Origin of the sequence: Sphingomonas pituitosa NBRC 102491, assembly GCF_001598435.1 — a bacterium.
Taxonomy (GTDB): Bacteria; Pseudomonadota; Alphaproteobacteria; order Sphingomonadales; family Sphingomonadaceae; genus Sphingomonas; species Sphingomonas pituitosa.
Window position 1 is genome coordinate 1 of sequence record NZ_BCYY01000012.1, and the last position, 17324, is coordinate 17324.

Consider the following 17324-nt stretch of genomic DNA (forward strand, 5'->3'; position numbering starts at 1 on the left):
CCACTGCGAAAGGCGCGTTCGCGCTCCAGCCGGTCGTCATCGTCGATCCGCTTGCGCAGGATACGCAGCAGCCGGCCGTCGCGAAGGTCGACATGCAGCGTCGCGCCACCGCGAAACCAGAAGTCCGGCGTCGTCCAGCGGGCATCGCCGATCACCTGCCTGTCGCCCCGATCGGCAGCGGCCTGTTCTTCCCGGTCAAAATAGCCGCGGCGGCGCTGGACGATCTCGGCAATCAGCATGTGCATCTCGTATCCATCCGGGCCGGTGCGCCGCGAGATCCGGGCCGAATGGACCTCGAACTTCGGCTGCGGCTTGCGCCGCCGATCGCCAAGGCTGCCTTCGATGGAGAGCAACGGGTTGCAGGTGTCGTCGGGCCGGTTCGCCAGCGGCATCAGGCGAAGGCCGAGCAGCCGCTCCCAATCGGCCGAATCGGTGACGCGGCCGGCCAGCCAGTCGTGGATGGCGCGCTGGTTGTGGACGACCACTTCCATCGCGAGGTTGCGCAGGTTGCGGTGCCGATAATCGCCCATCGCATAGGCAGCGTCGCCCTTGCCGGCGGCCTCGAAGGTCACACCGAACTTGAGCCGGCTGAGCATGTCGGTGAACAGCATGTTCAGCGCATCGGCCGGGTCCGCCAGCGGCGCCGGCAGATCGGCCTCGGCGTGCTTGAGGATCTCCGGATAGTCCTCGAGCCGCGGCGCGTCCCACAAAAGGCTGTCCGGCGCCATCGAGATGCAGCCGGGTACGGTAATGCCCCAGCGCTTGAACGCCTCGACAAAGGCGATGCGGTAGCGGAGCGGATCGTCGCGGACGAGATCGGTGTCGGCGGTGATGATCGCGCGCAGATATTCGCCGTACTTCACCGCCGCGGGCGGCAGGTAATCGAGCGCGCGGACGCACATGCGCAGCACCTGGTCCGCCGCCGTCGCCGCCTCGCTCGCCAGCCGCCCGACCAGATCGGGGCTGAGCCCGTTGCCCGTCACCAGCCCGGGCCGGGCCAGCCGCAGCAGGTCCTCGGTGCGGCGCTCGTAGATGGTGACGAACGCATCGAACACGGCGGCGACCAGGAAGCCGCCGCGCGCGTGCGGCTCGGTCGTTTCGCCCAGCCTGGCGATGGCGGCGGCGATGCTGGCCGCCGAACCGTCGGCCGGCGCCGCCGCGCGGTCGCCCAGCGCCTCCAGCGCATAGCGGAGCGACTTGCTGCGGCCGATCGCCCGACCGAACTGTTCGGCCAGCCCCGTCAGCAGACCGGGTTCACGCAGCGAACCGCCATTGGCGGCGAGCAACTGCCGAACCACCGGCGTCATCGAGAAATGCTGGAGCAGCGCGACGATGTCCGCAAAGCCCTCGTGAAAGGCGGCGGCGTCGATGCCGCTCGGCTCGATCGAGCGCTGGCGCATGCCGTGGAGGATGGCGTGGGTGGTCTCATGCGTCACGATGTCCTGCGACAGGCAGGTGAACACCCAGCCGGCCTGCACGTCGGCGGCCTCCTGGTCGGGCTTGAAATAGCCGAACAGCAGGGCGCGCTTCGCCGGGCTGTAATAGGCGTTCGCTTCGCGCAGCGCGTGGGGATAGATGCGCAGGCGGCGGGTGAAGTTGCGCTCCACCGGAGTCAGCCCGTTGTCCCGCCACGAAAGCTGGTCGTCGCGCGCCCACAGCACGACGCGGCCCAGCGCCCGCTCGAACGCGCGGATCGTCCGCATCACCACCGCGAACACCATCTGCTGGTGGAACTGCGGCCGCCCCTCCGACGGATCGAGGCCGCCGTCGCGCAGCCAGGGATCGTCGAGGTCCACCGGCGCGTAGAACAGCCCTGCGGCCGGATCGACGTCGATCACCTCGACATAGTCGTTGACCGGCCCCTTCTCGAGCGGCGCTTCCCAGCGCTCCTCCCAGGGCAGCTCGATGACATAATCGTTGGCCATCGCCGTCGACAAGGTGACCGACGCCTGCGGATCGAAGGCATAGACCTTCAACCGGCGAACGGCTGGTTTCGGATAGTTCGTACCCACACGCCTCTCCCCCTTGAGAGCAGTGTCTTGCGATCAGAACGTTACGATTTTTATGGTGCGACCGTCAGATGAAATTCCGGCCGTGCGAAACTCCCGAATGGAGCAGCGATGGCAGGACGCAGTACGAGTCGATATACATTGACTAGCAGCTTAGCGTGACGATGGATAGCGTTTCGTACGGGGCTCAGCCGCGCAGGTCTTCCTGCACCATGTCGATTTCGCGCACCCCGCGCAGGCGGCGGGCGTTGCTGACCAGTTCGCGCAGCTTCTCGCGACGTTCGCGGGCATATTCCACGTCGCGGATCACCAGCGGGCCGCCGCGCGTCGTCTCGTCGGAGGCGGTGATGGTCAGCGTGCCGATGCCGGAGATCTGGTTGACGATCGAATAGTCGAGCCGCACGTCCTTCACCCGGTACAGCTCGATCTCGTCGATCGATTTGCGGACGATGCCACGATAGAGGATAATGCGATCCTCGGTCACTTCGTACAGCGTCGCCTTGTTGCCGACCCAGCGCACCGCGAGGATCACGAACCCGATCCCGACCAGGCACGAGGCGACGGTCGCCCAGCCGGCGAACGAGCCCTTCAGCCAGCCTGCGGTGGAGGATTGAAAGCGATCGATCAGCTGCGCCATGCACGCATCATAGCCGGGGCAGCGTCCATCGCAACGGCGAAGTCATCCGGCCTTGGGGGTGAGGAAACGAACGAGTTCGTCGCGGCTCACTTTCTGGTCGCGGTTCGCATCCGCCGAGGCGAAGCTGCCGTCGATCCAGCCGCGCCCTTCGGGGCTGTCCGCCTTGAAATCCGATTCCTTCGCGGTCCGCAGCGCGACCAGCCAGCTGCTATATTCGGCCTTGTCGAGCACGCCGTCGCCATTGGCGTCGTAGCGCGCGAACTGTGCGTCGACCGGTAGCCTGGCCGGATCCGGGCGCGGCGTGGGCTGCGCGGCTTCCGCGGCGGGGGGTGGCCCGGCCGAGGGCGCGGGGCTGGCCATCGGCCGGTCGGCCGGCACGGGTTGCGTGCCGGGCATCGCCTGGGTCGCAGTGGGGGACTGGCCCGTCCGCGAAGGCTGGGCCGGCAGGTCCTGCGCCGGTGCGGTTGCCTGCAGCGCGGCGGCGAACAACAGGGACGTGAGCATCGGGCATCTCCTCTGCGAGGGATAACGGCCGGCATGCGCGTTCGGTTGCCGCTGTGGCCGGTTCTTGCTAGGCGCGGCCGCGACCCGCCCGGGGCTGCCGGGCACTCCCTTTCCGGACACAAAGGAACGCCATGGTCCCCCGTTATGCCCGCGCCGCGATGACCGACATCTGGTCGCCCGAGACGCGCTTCGCCATCTGGTTCGAGATCGAAGCGCATGCGACCGAAGCCCTCGCGGAACTCGGCGTGGTGCCGAAGAGTGCCGCCAAGGCGCTGTGGGACTGGTGGGCGACCAAGCCGGTGATCGACGTCGCCGCGATCGACGCGATCGAGGCGGTGACCAAGCATGACGTGATCGCCTTCCTCACCTGGGTGGCCGAGCAGGTGGGCGACGAAGCCCGCTTCATGCACCAGGGCATGACCAGCTCCGACGTGCTCGACACCTGCCTCGCGGTGCAGCTGGCGCGCGCCAGCGACCTGCTGCTCGCCGATATCGACGCGCTGCTGGAAGTGCTCGAGCGCCGCGCGCGCGAGCACAAGATGACGCCGACGATCGGCCGCAGCCACGGCATCCATGCCGAGCCGGTAACCTTCGGCCTCAAGCTCGCCGAGGCGCATGCCGAATTCCAGCGCGCCAAGGTGCGCCTGCTCGCCGCCCGTGCCGATGTCGCGACCTGCGCGATCTCGGGCGCGGTCGGCACTTTCGCCAATATCGATCCGCGCGTCGAAGCGCATGTCGCGGCCAAGCTGGGCCTCTCGGTCGAGCCGGTTTCGACCCAGGTGATCCCGCGCGATCGCCACGCGATGTTCTTCGCCACCCTCGGCGTGATCGCCTCGTCGATCGAGCGCGTCGCCACCGAAGTCCGCCACCTGCAGCGCACCGAAGTGCTGGAGGCCGAGGAATATTTCTCGCCCGGCCAGAAGGGCAGCTCGGCGATGCCGCACAAGCGCAACCCGGTGCTGACCGAGAACCTGACCGGCCTCGCCCGCATGGTGCGCGGCTATGTCACCCCCGCGCTGGAGAATGTGGCGCTGTGGCACGAGCGCGACATCAGCCACTCCTCGGTCGAGCGCTATATCGGCCCCGACGCGACGATCACGCTCGATTTCGCGCTCGCCCGCCTCACCGGCGTGGTTGACAAGCTGCTCGTCTACCCGGTGCGGATGCAGAAGAACCTCGATCGCATGGGCGGCCTGGTCCACTCGCAGCGCGTGCTGCTGGCGCTGACCCAGGCGGGCGTGAGCCGCGAGGATTCCTATCGCCTCGTCCAGCGCAACGCGATGAAGGTGTGGGAATCGGACGGCGAGCTCTCGCTGATGGAACTGCTCAAGGCCGATCCGGAAGTCACCGCGGCGCTGAGCCCGGAGACGATCGAGGAGAAGTTCGACCTCGGCTACCATTATCGCCATGTCGATACGATCTTTGCGCGGGTCTTCGGCGCGGCGTAACGAAGGGGCCGAATCGGCCGCATTGGAACGGATCTGCGGCGAGTGCTTTGTGCTCGCCGTGGATCGCCGCTTCATGACATCTTCGCCCGCATGAACCTCGCACATCTCCGGTTGCGAGAGTCGACGGGTGCCGCACATGCACGGGTCGACACGCTGTTCAGCCGCTTCGATCTCGCCCGCCGCGACGATTACGCGGGGCTGCTCGCCGCCCATGCCGAGGCGCTGCTGCCGGTGGAGGCGCTGCTCGACCGGGGGGGCGCGGAAGCGATCACCGGCGACTGGCCGCAGCGCCGCCGTGCAGGCGTGATACAGGTAGATCTGGACGCGCTTGGCATCAGGGTGCCCACGCCGAAAGCCGAGGATTCCGTTACGTCCAGCGCGGCGATGGCGGGCATGCTCTACGTGCTCGAAGGCTCGCGGCTGGGGGGGCGGTTCCTGGCCCGCAGCGTGCCGGACAGCTGGCCCCGCGCCTATCTCGGTAGTCACCAGCCGCCGCATATGTGGCCGGAATTGCTGGAAAAACTCGAAGCGTTCCTGTACGAGCCTGCGGCATTGGAGACTGCCGTAACCGCCGCCAACCAGACCTTCGGGCGGTTCGAGGCCGCCGGCACGAAGTGGCTGGCGAAGGTTGGTTAAGTGGACGATGGCGTTTTTCAGGTCGATCTGACCAATTGTGACCGCGAGCCGATCCACCAGCTGGGCGCAATCCAGCCGTTCGGTTTTCTCATTGCCTTCTCCAGCGACTGGCTGATCAAGCGCGCTTCCGCCAATGTCGGGGAGCATCTGGACCTTTCGGCCGAGGAAATGCTCGGTACGCACGCCAGCGACTATCTCGAAGACGAGGCGATTCACGCGCTGCGCAACCGCCTGACGCTGCTGCGCGGCGACGATGCGCTGGAGCGGATCTTCGGGATCAAGGCGCTGCGCATGCGGGCCGGTGCCTATGATCTCGCGCTCCACATGATCGGCGACACGATCGTCGTCGAGGGCGAGCCCTGCAGGTCCGATGCGGCGGGAGATGCGGCCAGCACGCTCCGCGCGATGATGGGCCGGCTGGACGAGAAGGAAAAGCTCGCCGACTTCTTCCGCGAAGGCGCACGGCAGGTGCGGGCGCTGACCGGTTTCGACCGGGTGATGGTCTATCGCTTCGAGCGGGACGGTTCGGGCGTGGTGGTGGCGGAGGCGGCGCGGAGCGGCATCGGCAGCTTCATGGACCTGCGCTACCCGGCCAGCGACATCCCCCAGCAGGCGCGCAAGCTTTACCTGCGTACGCCGTTCCGGATCATCGCGGACGTGCACTCGACGCCGGTGCCGATCGTGCCGCAGCGCGACGAATTCGGCGCCCCGCTCGACCTGTCGCTGTCGGTGCTGCGTTCGGTTTCGCCGATTCATGTCGAATATCTGAAGAACATGGGGGTGAAGGCCTCGCTGTCGATCTCGATCATCGTCGAGGGCAAGCTGTGGGGCCTGTTCGCCTGCCACCATTATGGCGGCCCGCGCTGCCCGGGGTTCGAGCGCCGTTCGATGGCCGAGCTGTTCGGCCAGATGTTCGCGCTGAAGCTCGAAAGCCGCGAGCGCAAGGAGCTTTCGATCTACGAGGCGGCCGCGCGGGCGACCAGCGACCGGTTGCTCGCGGCGGTGGCGAGCGACGGCGGGTTGCTCGACGATCCCGAATGGCTGGGTAGTCGGCTTCGCGAAGTGGTGCCGTGCGACGGCATCGCGATCTGGATCGGCGGCAAGGTGGCGTTCAGCGGCATCACGCCGCCGCCTTCGTCCTTCGCCGCAATCACCCGCCGCCTCAACGCGATGGCGGCCGGGCGCGTCTTCGCCACCGATCGCCTGGCCGATGTGCTGCCCCAGGCGGCGGACTATGCCGATGTGGGGGCCGGGCTGCTGGCGATCCCGATCAGCCGTAGCCCGCGCGACTATGTGCTGCTGTTCCGCCAGGAGCTGGTGCGCACGGTCAACTGGGCGGGCGACCCGCACAAGCCGGTCGAGCTGGGGCCGCACGGTGCCCGCCTTACGCCGCGGCAGAGCTTCGAGACCTGGAGCCAGGAAGTCCGCGGTCGCTCGCTGCCGTTCAGCGAGGTCGAGCTGCGCATCGCCGAGGTGCTGCGCGCCTCGCTGATCGAGGTGGTGCTGCGCCTGTCCGACGACGCGCAGGAAGAGCGCCAGCGCGCCTCCGAGCGGCAGGAACTGCTGATCGCCGAGCTCAACCACCGGGTGCGCAACATTCTCGGCCTGATCCGCGGCCTCGTGCGCCAGTCGCGGGCGCCGGGGATGGATGCAACGACCTATATTCGCCTGCTCGAAGGGCGGATCGAGGCACTGGCGCGCGCGCACGACCAGATCACCGAAGACAATTGGGCACCCGCGCCGCTCGGCCGGCTGCTGCGGACCGAGGCGGCAGCCTATCTGGGCGACCGTTCCGGCCGGCTGGAGCAGGACGGGCCCATGGTGCTGCTGCGCCCGGCCGCTTTCTCGACGCTGGCGCTGGTGTTCCACGAACTGATGACGAATTCGGCCAAATATGGTGCGCTGTCGGACAGCGGGATCGTCTCGGTGCGGTGGTGGCTCGACCCCGAGGGCGACTGCCGGGTCGAGTGGCGCGAGCGCGGCGGGCCGGTAGTCCAGCCGCCGACGCGCCAGGGCTTCGGCACCACGATCATCCAGCGCTCGGTGCCGTACGACCTGGGGGGTAAGGCGACGGTGCGCTACCCGCTGACCGGCCTTGAAGCGGAGTTCTGCATCCCGGCACGGCACGTGGTGCTCGACGGGGCCGCTGCGGCGAAGCACGCGCGCGATGTGGAAGAGCCGGTGCCGCTACCGGCGAGCGGGGAACTAAGGCCGGTGCTGCAAGGGCCGGTGCTGCTGGTCGAGGACAGCCTGATCATCGCGATGGACGCGGAGGACATCCTGCTGCGTCTCGGCGCAGACCGGGTGGCGACGGCAGCGTCGATCGGCAGCGCATTGGAGGAAATCGGCAGGGAGCGGTTCGACGTCGCGATCCTGGATGTGAACCTGGGTGCCGAGACCAGCCTGCCGATCGCCGATCGTCTCCGCGCAGAGGGCGTGCCCTATGCCTTCGCCACCGGCTATGGCGAGCAGCTCCAGCTGGGCGAGGAGCATGCCGGGGTGCCGGTGCTGCAGAAGCCCTACACCGCCGTGAACATGGCGCGGATGCTGGAAGGGCTGCTGGGCCGGTAGAGCGTTCGAAACGCATCGCTCCCGTGCAAAGCGGGGGCATCGCATACGGCCACCCATACCCCGTCATCCCGCGAAGGCGGGGATACATTGGCGCTGTGGCCGCGGCTCATTCCCCCAGCGCACTGGCGAATGGATTCCCGCCGTCGCGGAAATGAGGGTGGTTTTTGGCGATGCCGTCCTCTCTTTCCAGCTGCCTTACCCTGCTCGCAGAGGAAGTATTTTCACTGCCCCTTGGGCAGCTTGATGCCCAGGAGCACCAGCCGTTCGCCGGTGATGCCGAACCAGTGCGGCACGCCGGCCGGCACCAGGATCACGTCGCCTGGCGCGAGGGTGCGGGTGGTGCCGCCCTCGATGCGGCTGCCTTCGACCAGCGTGGCGTTGCGGACCTCCTGATCGGGCATCGTCCCGCCTGAAATCAAGGTGCCTGCGCCTTCCAGCACGATCGCATATTCGGCCTGGTCGGGGTGCACGGCCGGCTTGCCCGGCGTCTTCCAGATCTCGATCGCCGCGATGTTGGTGCCGTCGCGCACCAGCGGCTTCCATGCGAAGCCCTGGCCCGGCTTCATCTCCGCCAGCATCGTCTTCAACTGCGCCTGCACGTCCTTGGCGGCGGCGAACGATGTCGGATCGGCGGCGGTCTGGGCGGCGGCGGGGGCGGCGACCAACACGGCCCCGGCAAGGGCGCTGAGCAGGATCTTCACGACATCTCTCCCTGTAGGCGATTGAGAACGCTTGGCGTTCCTTCGCCGACACCCTGCCACAGCCCTGTTACCCTCGCCAGCGCAACCGCTCGACCAGCAGCGCGAAGGCCGGGGTCGGCTGGCGGCGGCTCGGGTAATAGAGATGGTAGCCCGCGAAGGGCGGCGAGAAGCGCGTCAGCACCGCCTCCAGCGCGCCGCTCGCCAGATGCGGCTGTACCACCGCATCGGGCAGGCAGGCGATGCCGAAGCCATCCAGCGCCGCGCGCAGGATCGGGAAGACCGAGGAGAAGGTGAGCGGCCCGTCCACCCGCACCTTGCGCTCGCGGCCCTCTTCCTCGAACTCCCAGGCGTAGAGGCCGCCATAGGTGGGCAGGCGCAGGTTGATGCAGGCATGGGCGGTGAGATCCTCGATCGACTGCGGGCGCCCGGCGCGCTCGAAATAGGCGGGGGAGGCCACCGCCAGCATCCGCGCGTCAGGGCCGATCGGCACCGCCACCATGTCCTTGGCGATGATGTCGCCGAAGCGCACGCCCGCGTCGAACCCCGCGGCGACGATGTCGGTGAGGCGATAGTCGGTATCGATGTCGATCCGGATGTCGGGGAACTCGCGCAGGATCGGTGCGAGGCGGGGCCAAAGCAGGGTCTTCAGCGAATGCTCGTCGGCGCTGATCCGGACGAGGCCCGCCGGCTTCTCGCGCAGCGCGCTGAGTGCCGCCACCTCTGCTTCGATCTCGTCCAAGCGCGGGGCAAGGGTCGCGAACAGCCGCTCGCCTGCTTCGGTGAGGTTCACGCTGCGGGTGGTGCGGTGGAGCAGCCGCAGGCCCAGCCGCTCCTCCAGCCCGCGCATCGCGTGGCTGAGCGCGGAGGGAGTGACCCCGCTCTGCGCCGCCGCCCGCGTGAAGCTCTTCTGGCGGGCGACGGCGAGGAAGGCGGCGAGTTCGGACAGCTGCTGGCGGTTCATTGCTGAACTCTATTCAACACTGCATGCAGCTTCCAGCGTCTAATCGCATGCTGGCGCGTTCCCCATGTTGTGCGACGAGGGGCTATTGCGCCCCGAGTTTTCAACCGCACCCAAGGGGACCCGACACATGGCCACCAAAGCCTATGGCGCCTATGCCGCCGACAAGCCGCTCGAGCCGATCGACATCGAACGCCGCGCGCCCGGCGACCACGACGTGCAGATCGACATCCGCTATTGCGGCGTCTGCCACTCGGACCTCCACCAGGTCCGGTCGGAATGGGACGGGACGCTCTATCCGTGCGTGCCGGGCCACGAGATCGTCGGCCGGGTGAGCGCGGTCGGCGGGCACGTCTCGAACTTCTCGGTCGGCGATGTCGTCGGCGTCGGCTGCATGGTCGACAGCTGCCAGCATTGCGCCTCGTGCGACGAGGGGCTGGAGCAATATTGCGAGAACGGCTTCGTCGGCACCTATAACGGCCCGACGCCGGACGCCCCCGGCCACACGCTGGGCGGCTATTCGCAGCGCATCGTTGTCAGCGACAAGTTCGTGCTGAAGGTCGGGCATGGCGAGGAGCATCTCGCCGCCGTCGCGCCTTTGCTCTGCGCGGGCATCACCACCTGGTCGCCGCTGCGCCACTGGCAGGTTGGCCCGGGCAAGAAGGTCGGCATCGTCGGCATCGGCGGGCTCGGCCATATGGGCGTGAAGCTGGCGCATGCGCTCGGCGCGCACGTCGTCGCCTTCACCACCTCGGAGAGCAAGCGTGCCGATGCGCATGCGCTGGGCGCCGACGAAGTCGTCGTCTCGCGCGACGCCGATGCAATGGCCGCCCATGCGAACAGCTTCGACTTCATCCTCGATACGGTCGCGGCGAGCCATAATCTCGATGCCTTCACCACGCTGCTCAAGCGCGACGGCACGCTGACGCTGGTCGGCGTGCCCGAGCATGCGCACCCGTCGCCCAACGTCGCGGCGCTGATCTTCAAGCGCCGCTCGATCGCGGGCTCGCTGATCGGCGGCATCGCCGAGACGCAGGAGATGCTCGATTTCTGCGCCGAACACGGCATTGTCGCGGACATTGAGATGATCCGCGCCGACGAGATCGAGTCGGCGTATGAGCGCATGCTCAAGAGCGACGTGAAGTACCGCTTCGTGATCGATATCGCGTCGATGGGCTGAGGCCCGGCGCTCCCGCCCGGTTTGACGGGCGGGAGCCGCTAGTCCTCCTGTTCGTCTCTGCGGAGTTCCCAGAGCATGAATCGGCCCGCCGCGAACACGCCATAGCCGACAGCGAACGGCACCCCGCCAAAACCCAGCATCAACAACAGCATAAACGCGTCGATATACTGCCAATTATTCACGACAAACGAGAGTGAGCAGAGCCCGCTGGTCGTCATGATCAGCAGCCCGATGCTGATCAGCAGTCCCGAGAAAAAGCGCTTCATGCCATCGCCCTCCCGCGCGCCAGCACGCCCGCGCCCTCGGCGCCCGGGCGATAGAATGTATTGTACGTATCGAAGGGGATGATCTGCCCTTCCGGAGTCACGAAGTGGACGCAACTGCGCTTCACCGTGCCCAGGTCGAAATTGTATCGGTCGAGGAATTGCTGGATCACCACGCGGAAGCTGTTCGCATAGGTTATCTCCTGCGGCACCAGCGCCTGGGGCAGGCAGCAGAGCAGGTCGGCCAGCTTGTCCTCGGTATTGCACTGGGCGGTGGCGAGGCTCAGCAGTTCCAGCACCGCCTCCCGAAGCTTCGGATAGGCTTCGTAGCTCACCGTATTCGGCCCCTGCAGGATCAGCTCGCGCGGCAACAGCGAGGTGACGGGTGTCACGTCGCGGCCGCTGCGCACGCCATAGCCGATGCAGATCTGGTCCGGATTGCACGGCAGCGGGATCATGTCCTCGGCGGCGAACACGCCCGCCTTCACCACCTCGCGGCGAATCTGGGTGAGCAGCATCCGGTTCGCTTTCCCGTCGAACCCCTCGTTGCGCCCGGCATCCTGCACCGGCTGGAAGGTCACGCCGCGCACGCACGCCCATTCCAGCGCATGCTGGACGATGGCGGCGACCTCGCCGTCGTTCACCCCGCGCTTCACCACCGCGACCAGGGTGGTGGAGAGCGCCGCCCGTTCCAGCGCCTCCAGCGCCGCATGGCGGACGCGGGCGAGCCGGGCGCCGCGCAGATCCATCAGCGCATCGTCGTTCAGGCTGTCGAACTGGAGATACACTTCCAGCGCCGGCTTGTAGGTTGCCAGCCGCGCGACGAACGCCGGATCCTGCGCGATCCGCACCCCGTTGGTATTGATCATCACATGGCGGATCGGTCGGCGCTTCACCGCGTCGAGGATCTCGAAGAATTGCGGGTGGAGGGTCGGCTCGCCGCCGGAGAGCTGCAGCAGATCGGGCTCGCCTTCGCTGGCGACCAGCGCGTCGAGCATCGCCTCGATCGTCGCGAGCGGCAGATGCGCCCCGTGCAAGTCCTCGGCATCGGCGAAGCAGACCGGGCAGGCGAGGTTGCAGGCGGAATTGATCTCGACGATCGCCAGGCAGCTATGCTGTTCGTGATCGGGGCACAGCCCGCAGTCGAACGGGCAGCCGGCCTCGGTGCGGGTCTGCGTCGCCAGCGGGCGATCGCCGGGCTTCAGCCAGTCCTTCTGCGCCCGCCAATAGGCGAGGTCGTCGCTGATCAGCGTCTTCTGCACGCCGTGGCTGCGGCAGCGCTTCAGGTAGTAGACGCAGTCGTCCTCGAGGATCACCTTTGCGGGGACGACCTCAAGGCAGGTCTCGCACAGGCTGCTCGTCTGGCCGTGGAACAGATAGGGCGCCGCCTTGCGCGGCGGCGCCGCCAGTGCGGTTTCCGCGTGCGATCCAGACAAGGGCATAGAGGCACAATCCCATCATGGTGAGGTGGAAGACGTTCAGCGGGCCGATCAGCGGCGGATAGGGCTTGAGGAATTCCCAGGCAAAACGCTGCACGGCATAGGCCAGGACGAAGACGTGGAAGCCATGCGCCGTCGCCCAGTGCCGTCCCGCCCGCAGCGCGCGGGCATAGACGAGCAGGAACAGCCCCACCGCCAGCGATTCGTAGAGTTGCACGGGGTGGCGGGCGATGCCGTCCCCCAGGTCGATCCCCCAGGGCAGGCTGGTCGGTATGCCATAGGTCTGGTCGGCCGGCCCGGCGAACAGACATCCCCACCGCCCGACCATGATGCCCAGCGCCAGCGGCACCACGAACGGGCCGCCGGTCGAGCCGCGCACGCCGCGCAACAGCTTCCAGAGTTCGACCGCGACGATCGCCCCGGCCAGCGCCCCGGCGATCGAGTGCGACAGCACCGGCCGGGCATCGCGCAGGGTGTTCAGCGAGCCCAGCAGCCACGCCCCCAGCGCGCCGCCGATCGCGAGGGTCACGAAATAGCTGGGGTCGGTCTGCCGGGCGAGCCCCTCGACGCTGGCGCGCCGCTGCCGGTATACCCAGCGCCCACCGGCCGCCGCCACAAGCCAGGCCGCTGCGTCGCCGACATAATGGAGCCAGGGTGCGGTGGGCAGATAGAGCATCGCCGCGAGGCTAGCGGCACTTCGCGCGGGCAGGAAGAGCGTGCTCCGCCATTTCCCTTTCCGGCGCGCAGACCCTACATCGCGGTGATGCATCTCCGCGCCGAAGCCATCCTGCTCAGCGTTCGCGCGCATGGCGAACATGGTGCGATCGTCCGGGCGCTCACCGAAGGCGAGGGCGTACAGCCCGGCTATGTGCGCGGCGGGCGCTCGCGCGCGCTGCGGCCGGTGCTCCAGCCGGCGAATCTCATCCTCGGCGAATGGCGGGCGCGGACCGAGGAGCAACTCGCCGGCCTCACCGTCGAGCTGCTCCATAGCCGCGCGCCGATGTTCGGCGAGCCGCTGCCGGCTGCCGCGCTCGCCTGGGTGACCGCGCTCACGGCGGCGACGCTGCCCGAGGGGCTGCCTTATCCCCGTCTCCACGAAGCGCTGGGCGGCGTGCTCGATGCGATCGAGGCCGCGCCCGCCGCCCGGGGCTGGGCGGTGGCGCTGGTGCGCTATGAGCTGCTGCTGCTCGCCGAACTGGGCTTCGGCCTCGATCTGGAACGCTGCGCGGCGACCGGGGGCAGCGACGATCTTGCCTATGTCAGCCCCAAGAGCGGCATCGCGGTGAGCCGGGCAGGGGCTATCGGCTATGAGGCGCGGCTGCTCGCGCTGCCCCCGTTCCTTACCGAGGGCGGAGCGGCGGAGTGGGACGACATTCTCGCCGGCCTGCGCCTCACGGGTCACTTCCTGGCGCGCGATCTGCTGATCGGGCGGGGGGCGGAACTGATGGCCGCGCGGGAGCGGCTGGTGGACCGGTTGTTGCGAGCGGTTGCATAAACGGCCCCGAGGCGGCTAAGCGGCGCGCGTACCAGCTGCTGCTTGCGTGGGGATCGGAATGCCGTTGATTGCTGTTCTGCCGGGTGACGGGATCGGCCCCGAGGTGACGCGCGAGGCGCGCCGCGTCCTCGAGGCGATGAATCTCGGCCTCAGCTTCGAGGAAGCGCCCGTCGGCGGCGCGGGCTATCTCGCGTCCGGCCATCCGCTGCCCGAAGCCACGCTGGCGCTCGCCAAGCGCGCCGATGCGGTGCTGTTCGGCGCGATCGGCGACCCGCGGTTCGAGAAGCTGGAGCGCCACCTGCGCCCGGAAGCCGCGCTGCTCGGCATCCGCAAGGCGCTGGGCCTGTTCGCCAATCTGCGCCCGGCCACCCTGTTCCCCGGCCTCGAAGACGCCTCGCCGCTCAAGCCCGAGGTGGTGAACGGCCTCGACATCGTCATCGTCCGCGAGCTGATCGGCGACATCTATTTCGGCGAGAAGGGCCACCGCACCACGCCCGACGGCCTGCGCCAGGGCTATGACGTGATGAGCTATGACGAGCAGGAAGTGGGCCGGATCGCCCGCGTCGGCTTCGAGATGGCCAAGCGCCGCCGCAAGAAGCTCTGCTCGGTCGACAAGGCGAACGTGCTCGAGACTTCGCAGCTGTGGCGCGACGTGGTGATCGAGATGTCGGCGGAATATCCCGACGTCGAGCTGACCCACATGTATGTCGACAACGCCGCGATGCAGCTGGTGCGCGCGCCGGCGAGCTTCGACGTGATCGTCACCGGCAACCTGTTCGGCGACATCCTCTCCGACCAGGCGAGCATGTGCGCCGGATCGATCGGCATGTTGCCCTCGGCCTCGCTCGCCGCCTGGTCGGGCGCGAACGGCATGTACGAGCCGATCCACGGCAGCGCGCCGGACATTGCCGGCCAGGGCAAGGCGAATCCGTGCGCCGCCATTCTTTCCGCAGCCATGCTGCTGCGACACTCGCTGGGCGACGAAGCCTCGGCGCAACGTATAGAAAAAGCGGTTGCCGCAGCCCTCGCCAAGGGCGCGCGGACGGCCGATCTCGGGGGTACTCTTTCGACCGCTGCCATGGGGGACGCGGTGCTGCTGGAGCTTCAGTGAGCGACACTCTGCTCGAACTCGCGATCGTTATTCCTACGTTCAACGAACGCGCCAATGTTCCCCTGCTGATCGCCAAGCTGGACGCGGCCCTTGCCGGTCGCGCCTGGGAAGCGATCTTCGTCGACGACGACAGTCCGGACGGCACGTCGGATGCTGCGCGCGACATCGCCCGGCGCGATCCGCGCGTGCGCGTGATTCAGCGGATCGGGCGGCGCGGCCTGTCCTCCGCGTGCATCGAGGGGATGTGCGCGACCGCGGCGCCCTGCGTCGCGGTGATCGACGGCGACCTGCAGCATGACGAGACGCTGCTGCCGAAGATGCTCGACGCGCTGCAGGCCGATGCCGGGCTGGACGTGGTGATCGGCTCGCGCTTCTGCGAAGGCGGTTGCACCGGCGAGTGGGACAGCGAGCGCGTCGCCAAGTCCGCCTTCGCGACCAGGCTGTCCCGCAAGGTGCTCAAGGCCGACCTGACCGATCCGATGAGCGGCTTCTTCATGATCCGCAGCGAGATCGCGCGCAAGCTGGTGCCGGTGCTCTCCGGCATCGGCTTCAAGATCCTGCTCGACATCATGACCGCCAGCCCGAAGCCGCTGCGCTTCCTGGAGCTGCCCTATACTTTCCGCGTGCGCACGGAAGGGGAGAGCAAGCTCGATTACGTCGTCGCGATGGAATATCTGATCGCGCTGTACGATCGGATGTTCGGCAAGGTCGTGCCGGTGCGCTTCGCCATGTTCTCGGCGATCGGTGCGATGGGCGCGGCGGTGCACCTCGGCGTGCTGTTCCTGCTGTTTCGCCTGGGTAGCCTGCCGTTCGTGACGGGGACGATCGTCGCGACGATCGTGGCGATGACGTTCAACTTCCTGCTCAACAACGCGCTCACCTATCGCGAACGGCGGTTGAAGGGGCCGGGGGCGTTGTTCGCGGGCTGGGTGAGCTTCTGCCTGGTCTGTGGGGTGGGGGCGGCGGCCAATGTCGGCCTCGCGGCCTTCCTGCACAATGTCCAGCATGGCGACTGGCGGCTCTCGGCGCTGGCGGGGATCGCAGTGGCGGCGGTGTGGAATTTCGCGCTGTCGTCGCGGTTCGTCTGGGGGCGGTACTAGGCTGCCGGTAAAAGCCCCTCCCTTCAGGGGAGGGGTTGGGGTGGGGCAGTGTCTCACAGAGACCAACGAGTGGTCTGGAATCCCTCCACCCCAACCCCTCCTCCGAGGAGGAGGGGCTAAAGATGGTTCAGCCTTACACCAGCTCCGCCAGCGCCGCCGGGCTGAAGCCCTGCAGCTCGTCGCCGGCACCCGCCTGGACCTTCTTCACCCAGTCCGCATTGCTGATCAGCGCGCGGCCGACCGCGATCAGGTCGAACTCGTCGCGCTCCATCCGCTCGACCAGCTTGTCGAGGTCGCTGTGCTGCGACGTCTCGCCGCCAAATGCCGCGATGAACTCGCCCGACAGGCCGACCGAGCCGACGCTGATCGTCGCCGCGCCGGTGAGCTTCTTCGCCCAGCCGGCGAAGTTGAGGCCGTTCTCGCCGTCGATCTCGGGGAACTCCGGCTCCCAGAAGCGGCGCTGCGAGCAGTGCAGCACGTCCGCGCCGGCATCGACCAGCGGCTGCAGCCACGCGGCCATCTCGTCCGGCGTGGTGGCGAGGCGGGCGCTGTAATCCTGCTGCTTCCACTGGCTGAGGCGCAGGATCACGGGCATGTCCGGGCCCACCGCCGCGCGCACCGCCTTGACCACGTCGACCGCGAAGCGCGAGCGTTCCGCGATCGTCGCGCCGCCATAGCCGTCCTCGCGGGTGTTGGTACCGGCCCAGAAGAACTGGTCGATCAGATAGCCGTGCGCGCCGTGGATCTCGACGGTGTCGAAGCCGAGCCGCTTGGCGTCGGCGGCGGCCTTGGCGAAGGCGGCGATGGTCGCCTCGATGTCCTGCTCGGTCATCGCCACGCCGCGCGGCTTGCCCGGCGCGACCACGCCCGAGGGGCTCTCCACCGGCGACTCCGGCTGCCAGTTGCGATCGGGGCCGAAGGTGGAGCCGGTGTGCCAGATCTGCGGCGCCATCTTGCCGCCGGCGGCATGGACCTCGTCGATGACCGTCTTCCAGCCCGCCAGCGCGGCGTCGCCGTGGAAGAACGGAATGTTCGGATGGTTGCGCGACGCGGGGCGGTCGATCACCGTGCCTTCGGACAGGATCAGGCCCACGCCGCCTTCGGCGCGGCGACGGTAATAGGCGGCATTGGCCGCGCCGGGGATGCCCTCGGGTGCGAAGGTCCGCGTCATCGGGGCCATGACGATCCGATTCGGCAGATCGAGCGACTTGATGCGGAAGGGACGGAAAAGCACGTCTGTCGTCGCGGTCATGGGGGCTCCGTTGCGATTTG

At 68.0% G+C, this 17324-nt stretch carries 16 protein-coding genes; 7 read left to right on the top strand and 9 right to left on the bottom strand.

Going from position 1 to position 17324, the window contains the following annotated elements; translation table 11 throughout:
- From SPI01S_RS10855 to SPI01S_RS10865, 3 genes are all read right to left on the bottom strand, one after another.
- Window positions 1-2012: gluzincin family metallopeptidase (locus tag SPI01S_RS10855; RefSeq protein WP_157084649.1), on the bottom strand; the 2012-nt coding region annotated here is incomplete at its 3' end.
- A gap of 184 nt (window positions 2013-2196) precedes the next feature.
- Complete coding sequence (locus SPI01S_RS10860; RefSeq protein WP_066722048.1) at window positions 2197-2646, bottom strand: PH domain-containing protein; 450 nt, start codon at window positions 2644-2646, stop codon at window positions 2197-2199.
- Between the two features lie 42 nt (window positions 2647-2688).
- A complete protein-coding gene (locus SPI01S_RS10865) occupies window positions 2689-3150 on the bottom strand; it encodes an EF-hand domain-containing protein (protein WP_066722050.1) in 462 nt (153 codons plus the stop codon).
- Between the two features lie 131 nt (window positions 3151-3281).
- On the opposite strand from SPI01S_RS10865, the gene purB reads away from it, so the two are divergent.
- From purB to SPI01S_RS10880, 3 genes are all read left to right on the top strand, one after another.
- Window positions 3282-4598 carry an adenylosuccinate lyase gene (gene purB / locus SPI01S_RS10870; RefSeq protein WP_066722052.1) on the top strand — a complete coding sequence of 439 codons (1317 nt, stop codon included), beginning with the start codon at window positions 3282-3284 and terminating at the stop codon, window positions 4596-4598.
- A gap of 90 nt (window positions 4599-4688) precedes the next feature.
- Complete coding sequence (locus SPI01S_RS10875) at window positions 4689-5234, top strand: biliverdin-producing heme oxygenase (protein ID WP_066722054.1); 546 nt, start codon at window positions 4689-4691, stop codon at window positions 5232-5234.
- Complete coding sequence (locus tag SPI01S_RS10880; RefSeq protein WP_066722056.1) at window positions 5235-7805, top strand: HWE histidine kinase domain-containing protein; 2571 nt, start codon at window positions 5235-5237, stop codon at window positions 7803-7805. It begins immediately after the preceding gene.
- 221 nt (window positions 7806-8026) lie between these two features.
- On the opposite strand, the gene SPI01S_RS10885 is transcribed toward SPI01S_RS10880, so the two are convergent.
- The gene (locus SPI01S_RS10885) at window positions 8027-8506 is read right to left on the bottom strand and encodes a cupin domain-containing protein (protein WP_174539096.1); all 480 of its coding nucleotides are present in this window, start codon (window positions 8504-8506) and stop codon (window positions 8027-8029) included.
- 67 nt (window positions 8507-8573) lie between these two features.
- A complete protein-coding gene (locus SPI01S_RS10890) occupies window positions 8574-9467 on the bottom strand; it encodes a LysR family transcriptional regulator (protein ID WP_066722058.1) in 894 nt (297 codons plus the stop codon).
- Window positions 9468-9594: 127 nt separating this feature from the next.
- Here SPI01S_RS10890 and SPI01S_RS10895 point away from each other — a divergent pair, with 127 nt between their 5' ends.
- Window positions 9595-10644: an NAD(P)-dependent alcohol dehydrogenase gene (locus tag SPI01S_RS10895; protein ID WP_066722060.1), complete on the top strand. Its 1050-nt coding sequence runs from the start codon at window positions 9595-9597 to the stop codon at window positions 10642-10644.
- A gap of 38 nt (window positions 10645-10682) precedes the next feature.
- On the opposite strand, the gene SPI01S_RS10900 is transcribed toward SPI01S_RS10895, so the two are convergent.
- From SPI01S_RS10900 to SPI01S_RS10910, 3 genes are read right to left on the bottom strand one after another with little or no spacing between them, the layout of a single operon-like run.
- A complete protein-coding gene (locus SPI01S_RS10900; RefSeq protein WP_066722062.1) occupies window positions 10683-10910 on the bottom strand; it encodes a hypothetical protein in 228 nt (75 codons plus the stop codon).
- Window positions 10907-12349 (bottom strand): radical SAM protein, encoded by a 1443-nt coding sequence (locus SPI01S_RS10905; protein WP_066722064.1) that lies wholly within the window; start codon window positions 12347-12349, stop codon window positions 10907-10909. The genes SPI01S_RS10900 and SPI01S_RS10905 overlap by 4 nt, the downstream gene beginning before the upstream one ends.
- On the bottom strand, window positions 12240-13022 hold the full coding sequence (locus SPI01S_RS10910; RefSeq protein WP_066722282.1) for a prolipoprotein diacylglyceryl transferase: 783 nt from the start codon (window positions 13020-13022) through the stop codon (window positions 12240-12242). The genes SPI01S_RS10905 and SPI01S_RS10910 overlap by 110 nt, the downstream gene beginning before the upstream one ends.
- 87 nt (window positions 13023-13109) lie before the next feature.
- On the opposite strand from SPI01S_RS10910, the gene recO reads away from it, so the two are divergent.
- From recO to SPI01S_RS10925, 3 genes are read left to right on the top strand one after another with little or no spacing between them, the layout of a single operon-like run.
- Window positions 13110-13841: a DNA repair protein RecO gene (gene recO, locus SPI01S_RS10915; RefSeq protein WP_066722066.1), complete on the top strand. Its 732-nt coding sequence runs from the start codon at window positions 13110-13112 to the stop codon at window positions 13839-13841.
- 58 nt (window positions 13842-13899) lie between these two features.
- Window positions 13900-14952, top strand: a complete 1053-nt coding sequence (leuB, locus tag SPI01S_RS10920; RefSeq protein ID WP_066722068.1) for a 3-isopropylmalate dehydrogenase — start codon at window positions 13900-13902, stop codon at window positions 14950-14952.
- Complete coding sequence (locus SPI01S_RS10925) at window positions 14949-16052, top strand: glycosyltransferase (RefSeq protein ID WP_066722070.1); 1104 nt, start codon at window positions 14949-14951, stop codon at window positions 16050-16052. The genes leuB and SPI01S_RS10925 overlap by 4 nt, the downstream gene beginning before the upstream one ends.
- A 133-nt stretch (window positions 16053-16185) precedes the next feature.
- On the opposite strand, the gene SPI01S_RS10930 is transcribed toward SPI01S_RS10925, so the two are convergent.
- Window positions 16186-17304, bottom strand: a complete 1119-nt coding sequence (locus tag SPI01S_RS10930) for an NADH:flavin oxidoreductase (protein WP_066722072.1) — start codon at window positions 17302-17304, stop codon at window positions 16186-16188.
- Window positions 17305-17324 lie beyond the last annotated feature (20 nt).

Bases quoted from the DNA above. Each gene is read 5' to 3' on its own strand.
- SPI01S_RS10895 (WP_066722060.1), top strand. From the start codon at position 9,595: ATGGCCACCAAAGCCTATGGCGCCTATGCCGCCGACAAGCCGCTCGAG.
- SPI01S_RS10860 (WP_066722048.1), bottom strand. From the start codon at position 2,646: ATGGCGCAGCTGATCGATCGCTTTCAATCCTCCACCGCAGGCTGGCTG.
- SPI01S_RS10890 (WP_066722058.1), bottom strand. From the start codon at position 9,467: ATGAACCGCCAGCAGCTGTCCGAACTCGCCGCCTTCCTCGCCGTCGCC.
- recO (WP_066722066.1), top strand. From the start codon at position 13,110: ATGCATCTCCGCGCCGAAGCCATCCTGCTCAGCGTTCGCGCGCATGGC.
- SPI01S_RS10910 (WP_066722282.1), bottom strand. From the start codon at position 13,022: ATGCTCTATCTGCCCACCGCACCCTGGCTCCATTATGTCGGCGACGCA.
- SPI01S_RS10875 (WP_066722054.1), top strand. From the start codon at position 4,689: ATGAACCTCGCACATCTCCGGTTGCGAGAGTCGACGGGTGCCGCACAT.
- purB (WP_066722052.1), top strand. From the start codon at position 3,282: ATGGTCCCCCGTTATGCCCGCGCCGCGATGACCGACATCTGGTCGCCC.
- SPI01S_RS10930 (WP_066722072.1), bottom strand. From the start codon at position 17,304: ATGACCGCGACGACAGACGTGCTTTTCCGTCCCTTCCGCATCAAGTCG.
- SPI01S_RS10905 (WP_066722064.1), bottom strand. From the start codon at position 12,349: ATGCCCTTGTCTGGATCGCACGCGGAAACCGCACTGGCGGCGCCGCCG.
- SPI01S_RS10865 (WP_066722050.1), bottom strand. From the start codon at position 3,150: ATGCTCACGTCCCTGTTGTTCGCCGCCGCGCTGCAGGCAACCGCACCG.
- leuB (WP_066722068.1), top strand. From the start codon at position 13,900: ATGCCGTTGATTGCTGTTCTGCCGGGTGACGGGATCGGCCCCGAGGTG.
- SPI01S_RS10900 (WP_066722062.1), bottom strand. From the start codon at position 10,910: ATGAAGCGCTTTTTCTCGGGACTGCTGATCAGCATCGGGCTGCTGATC.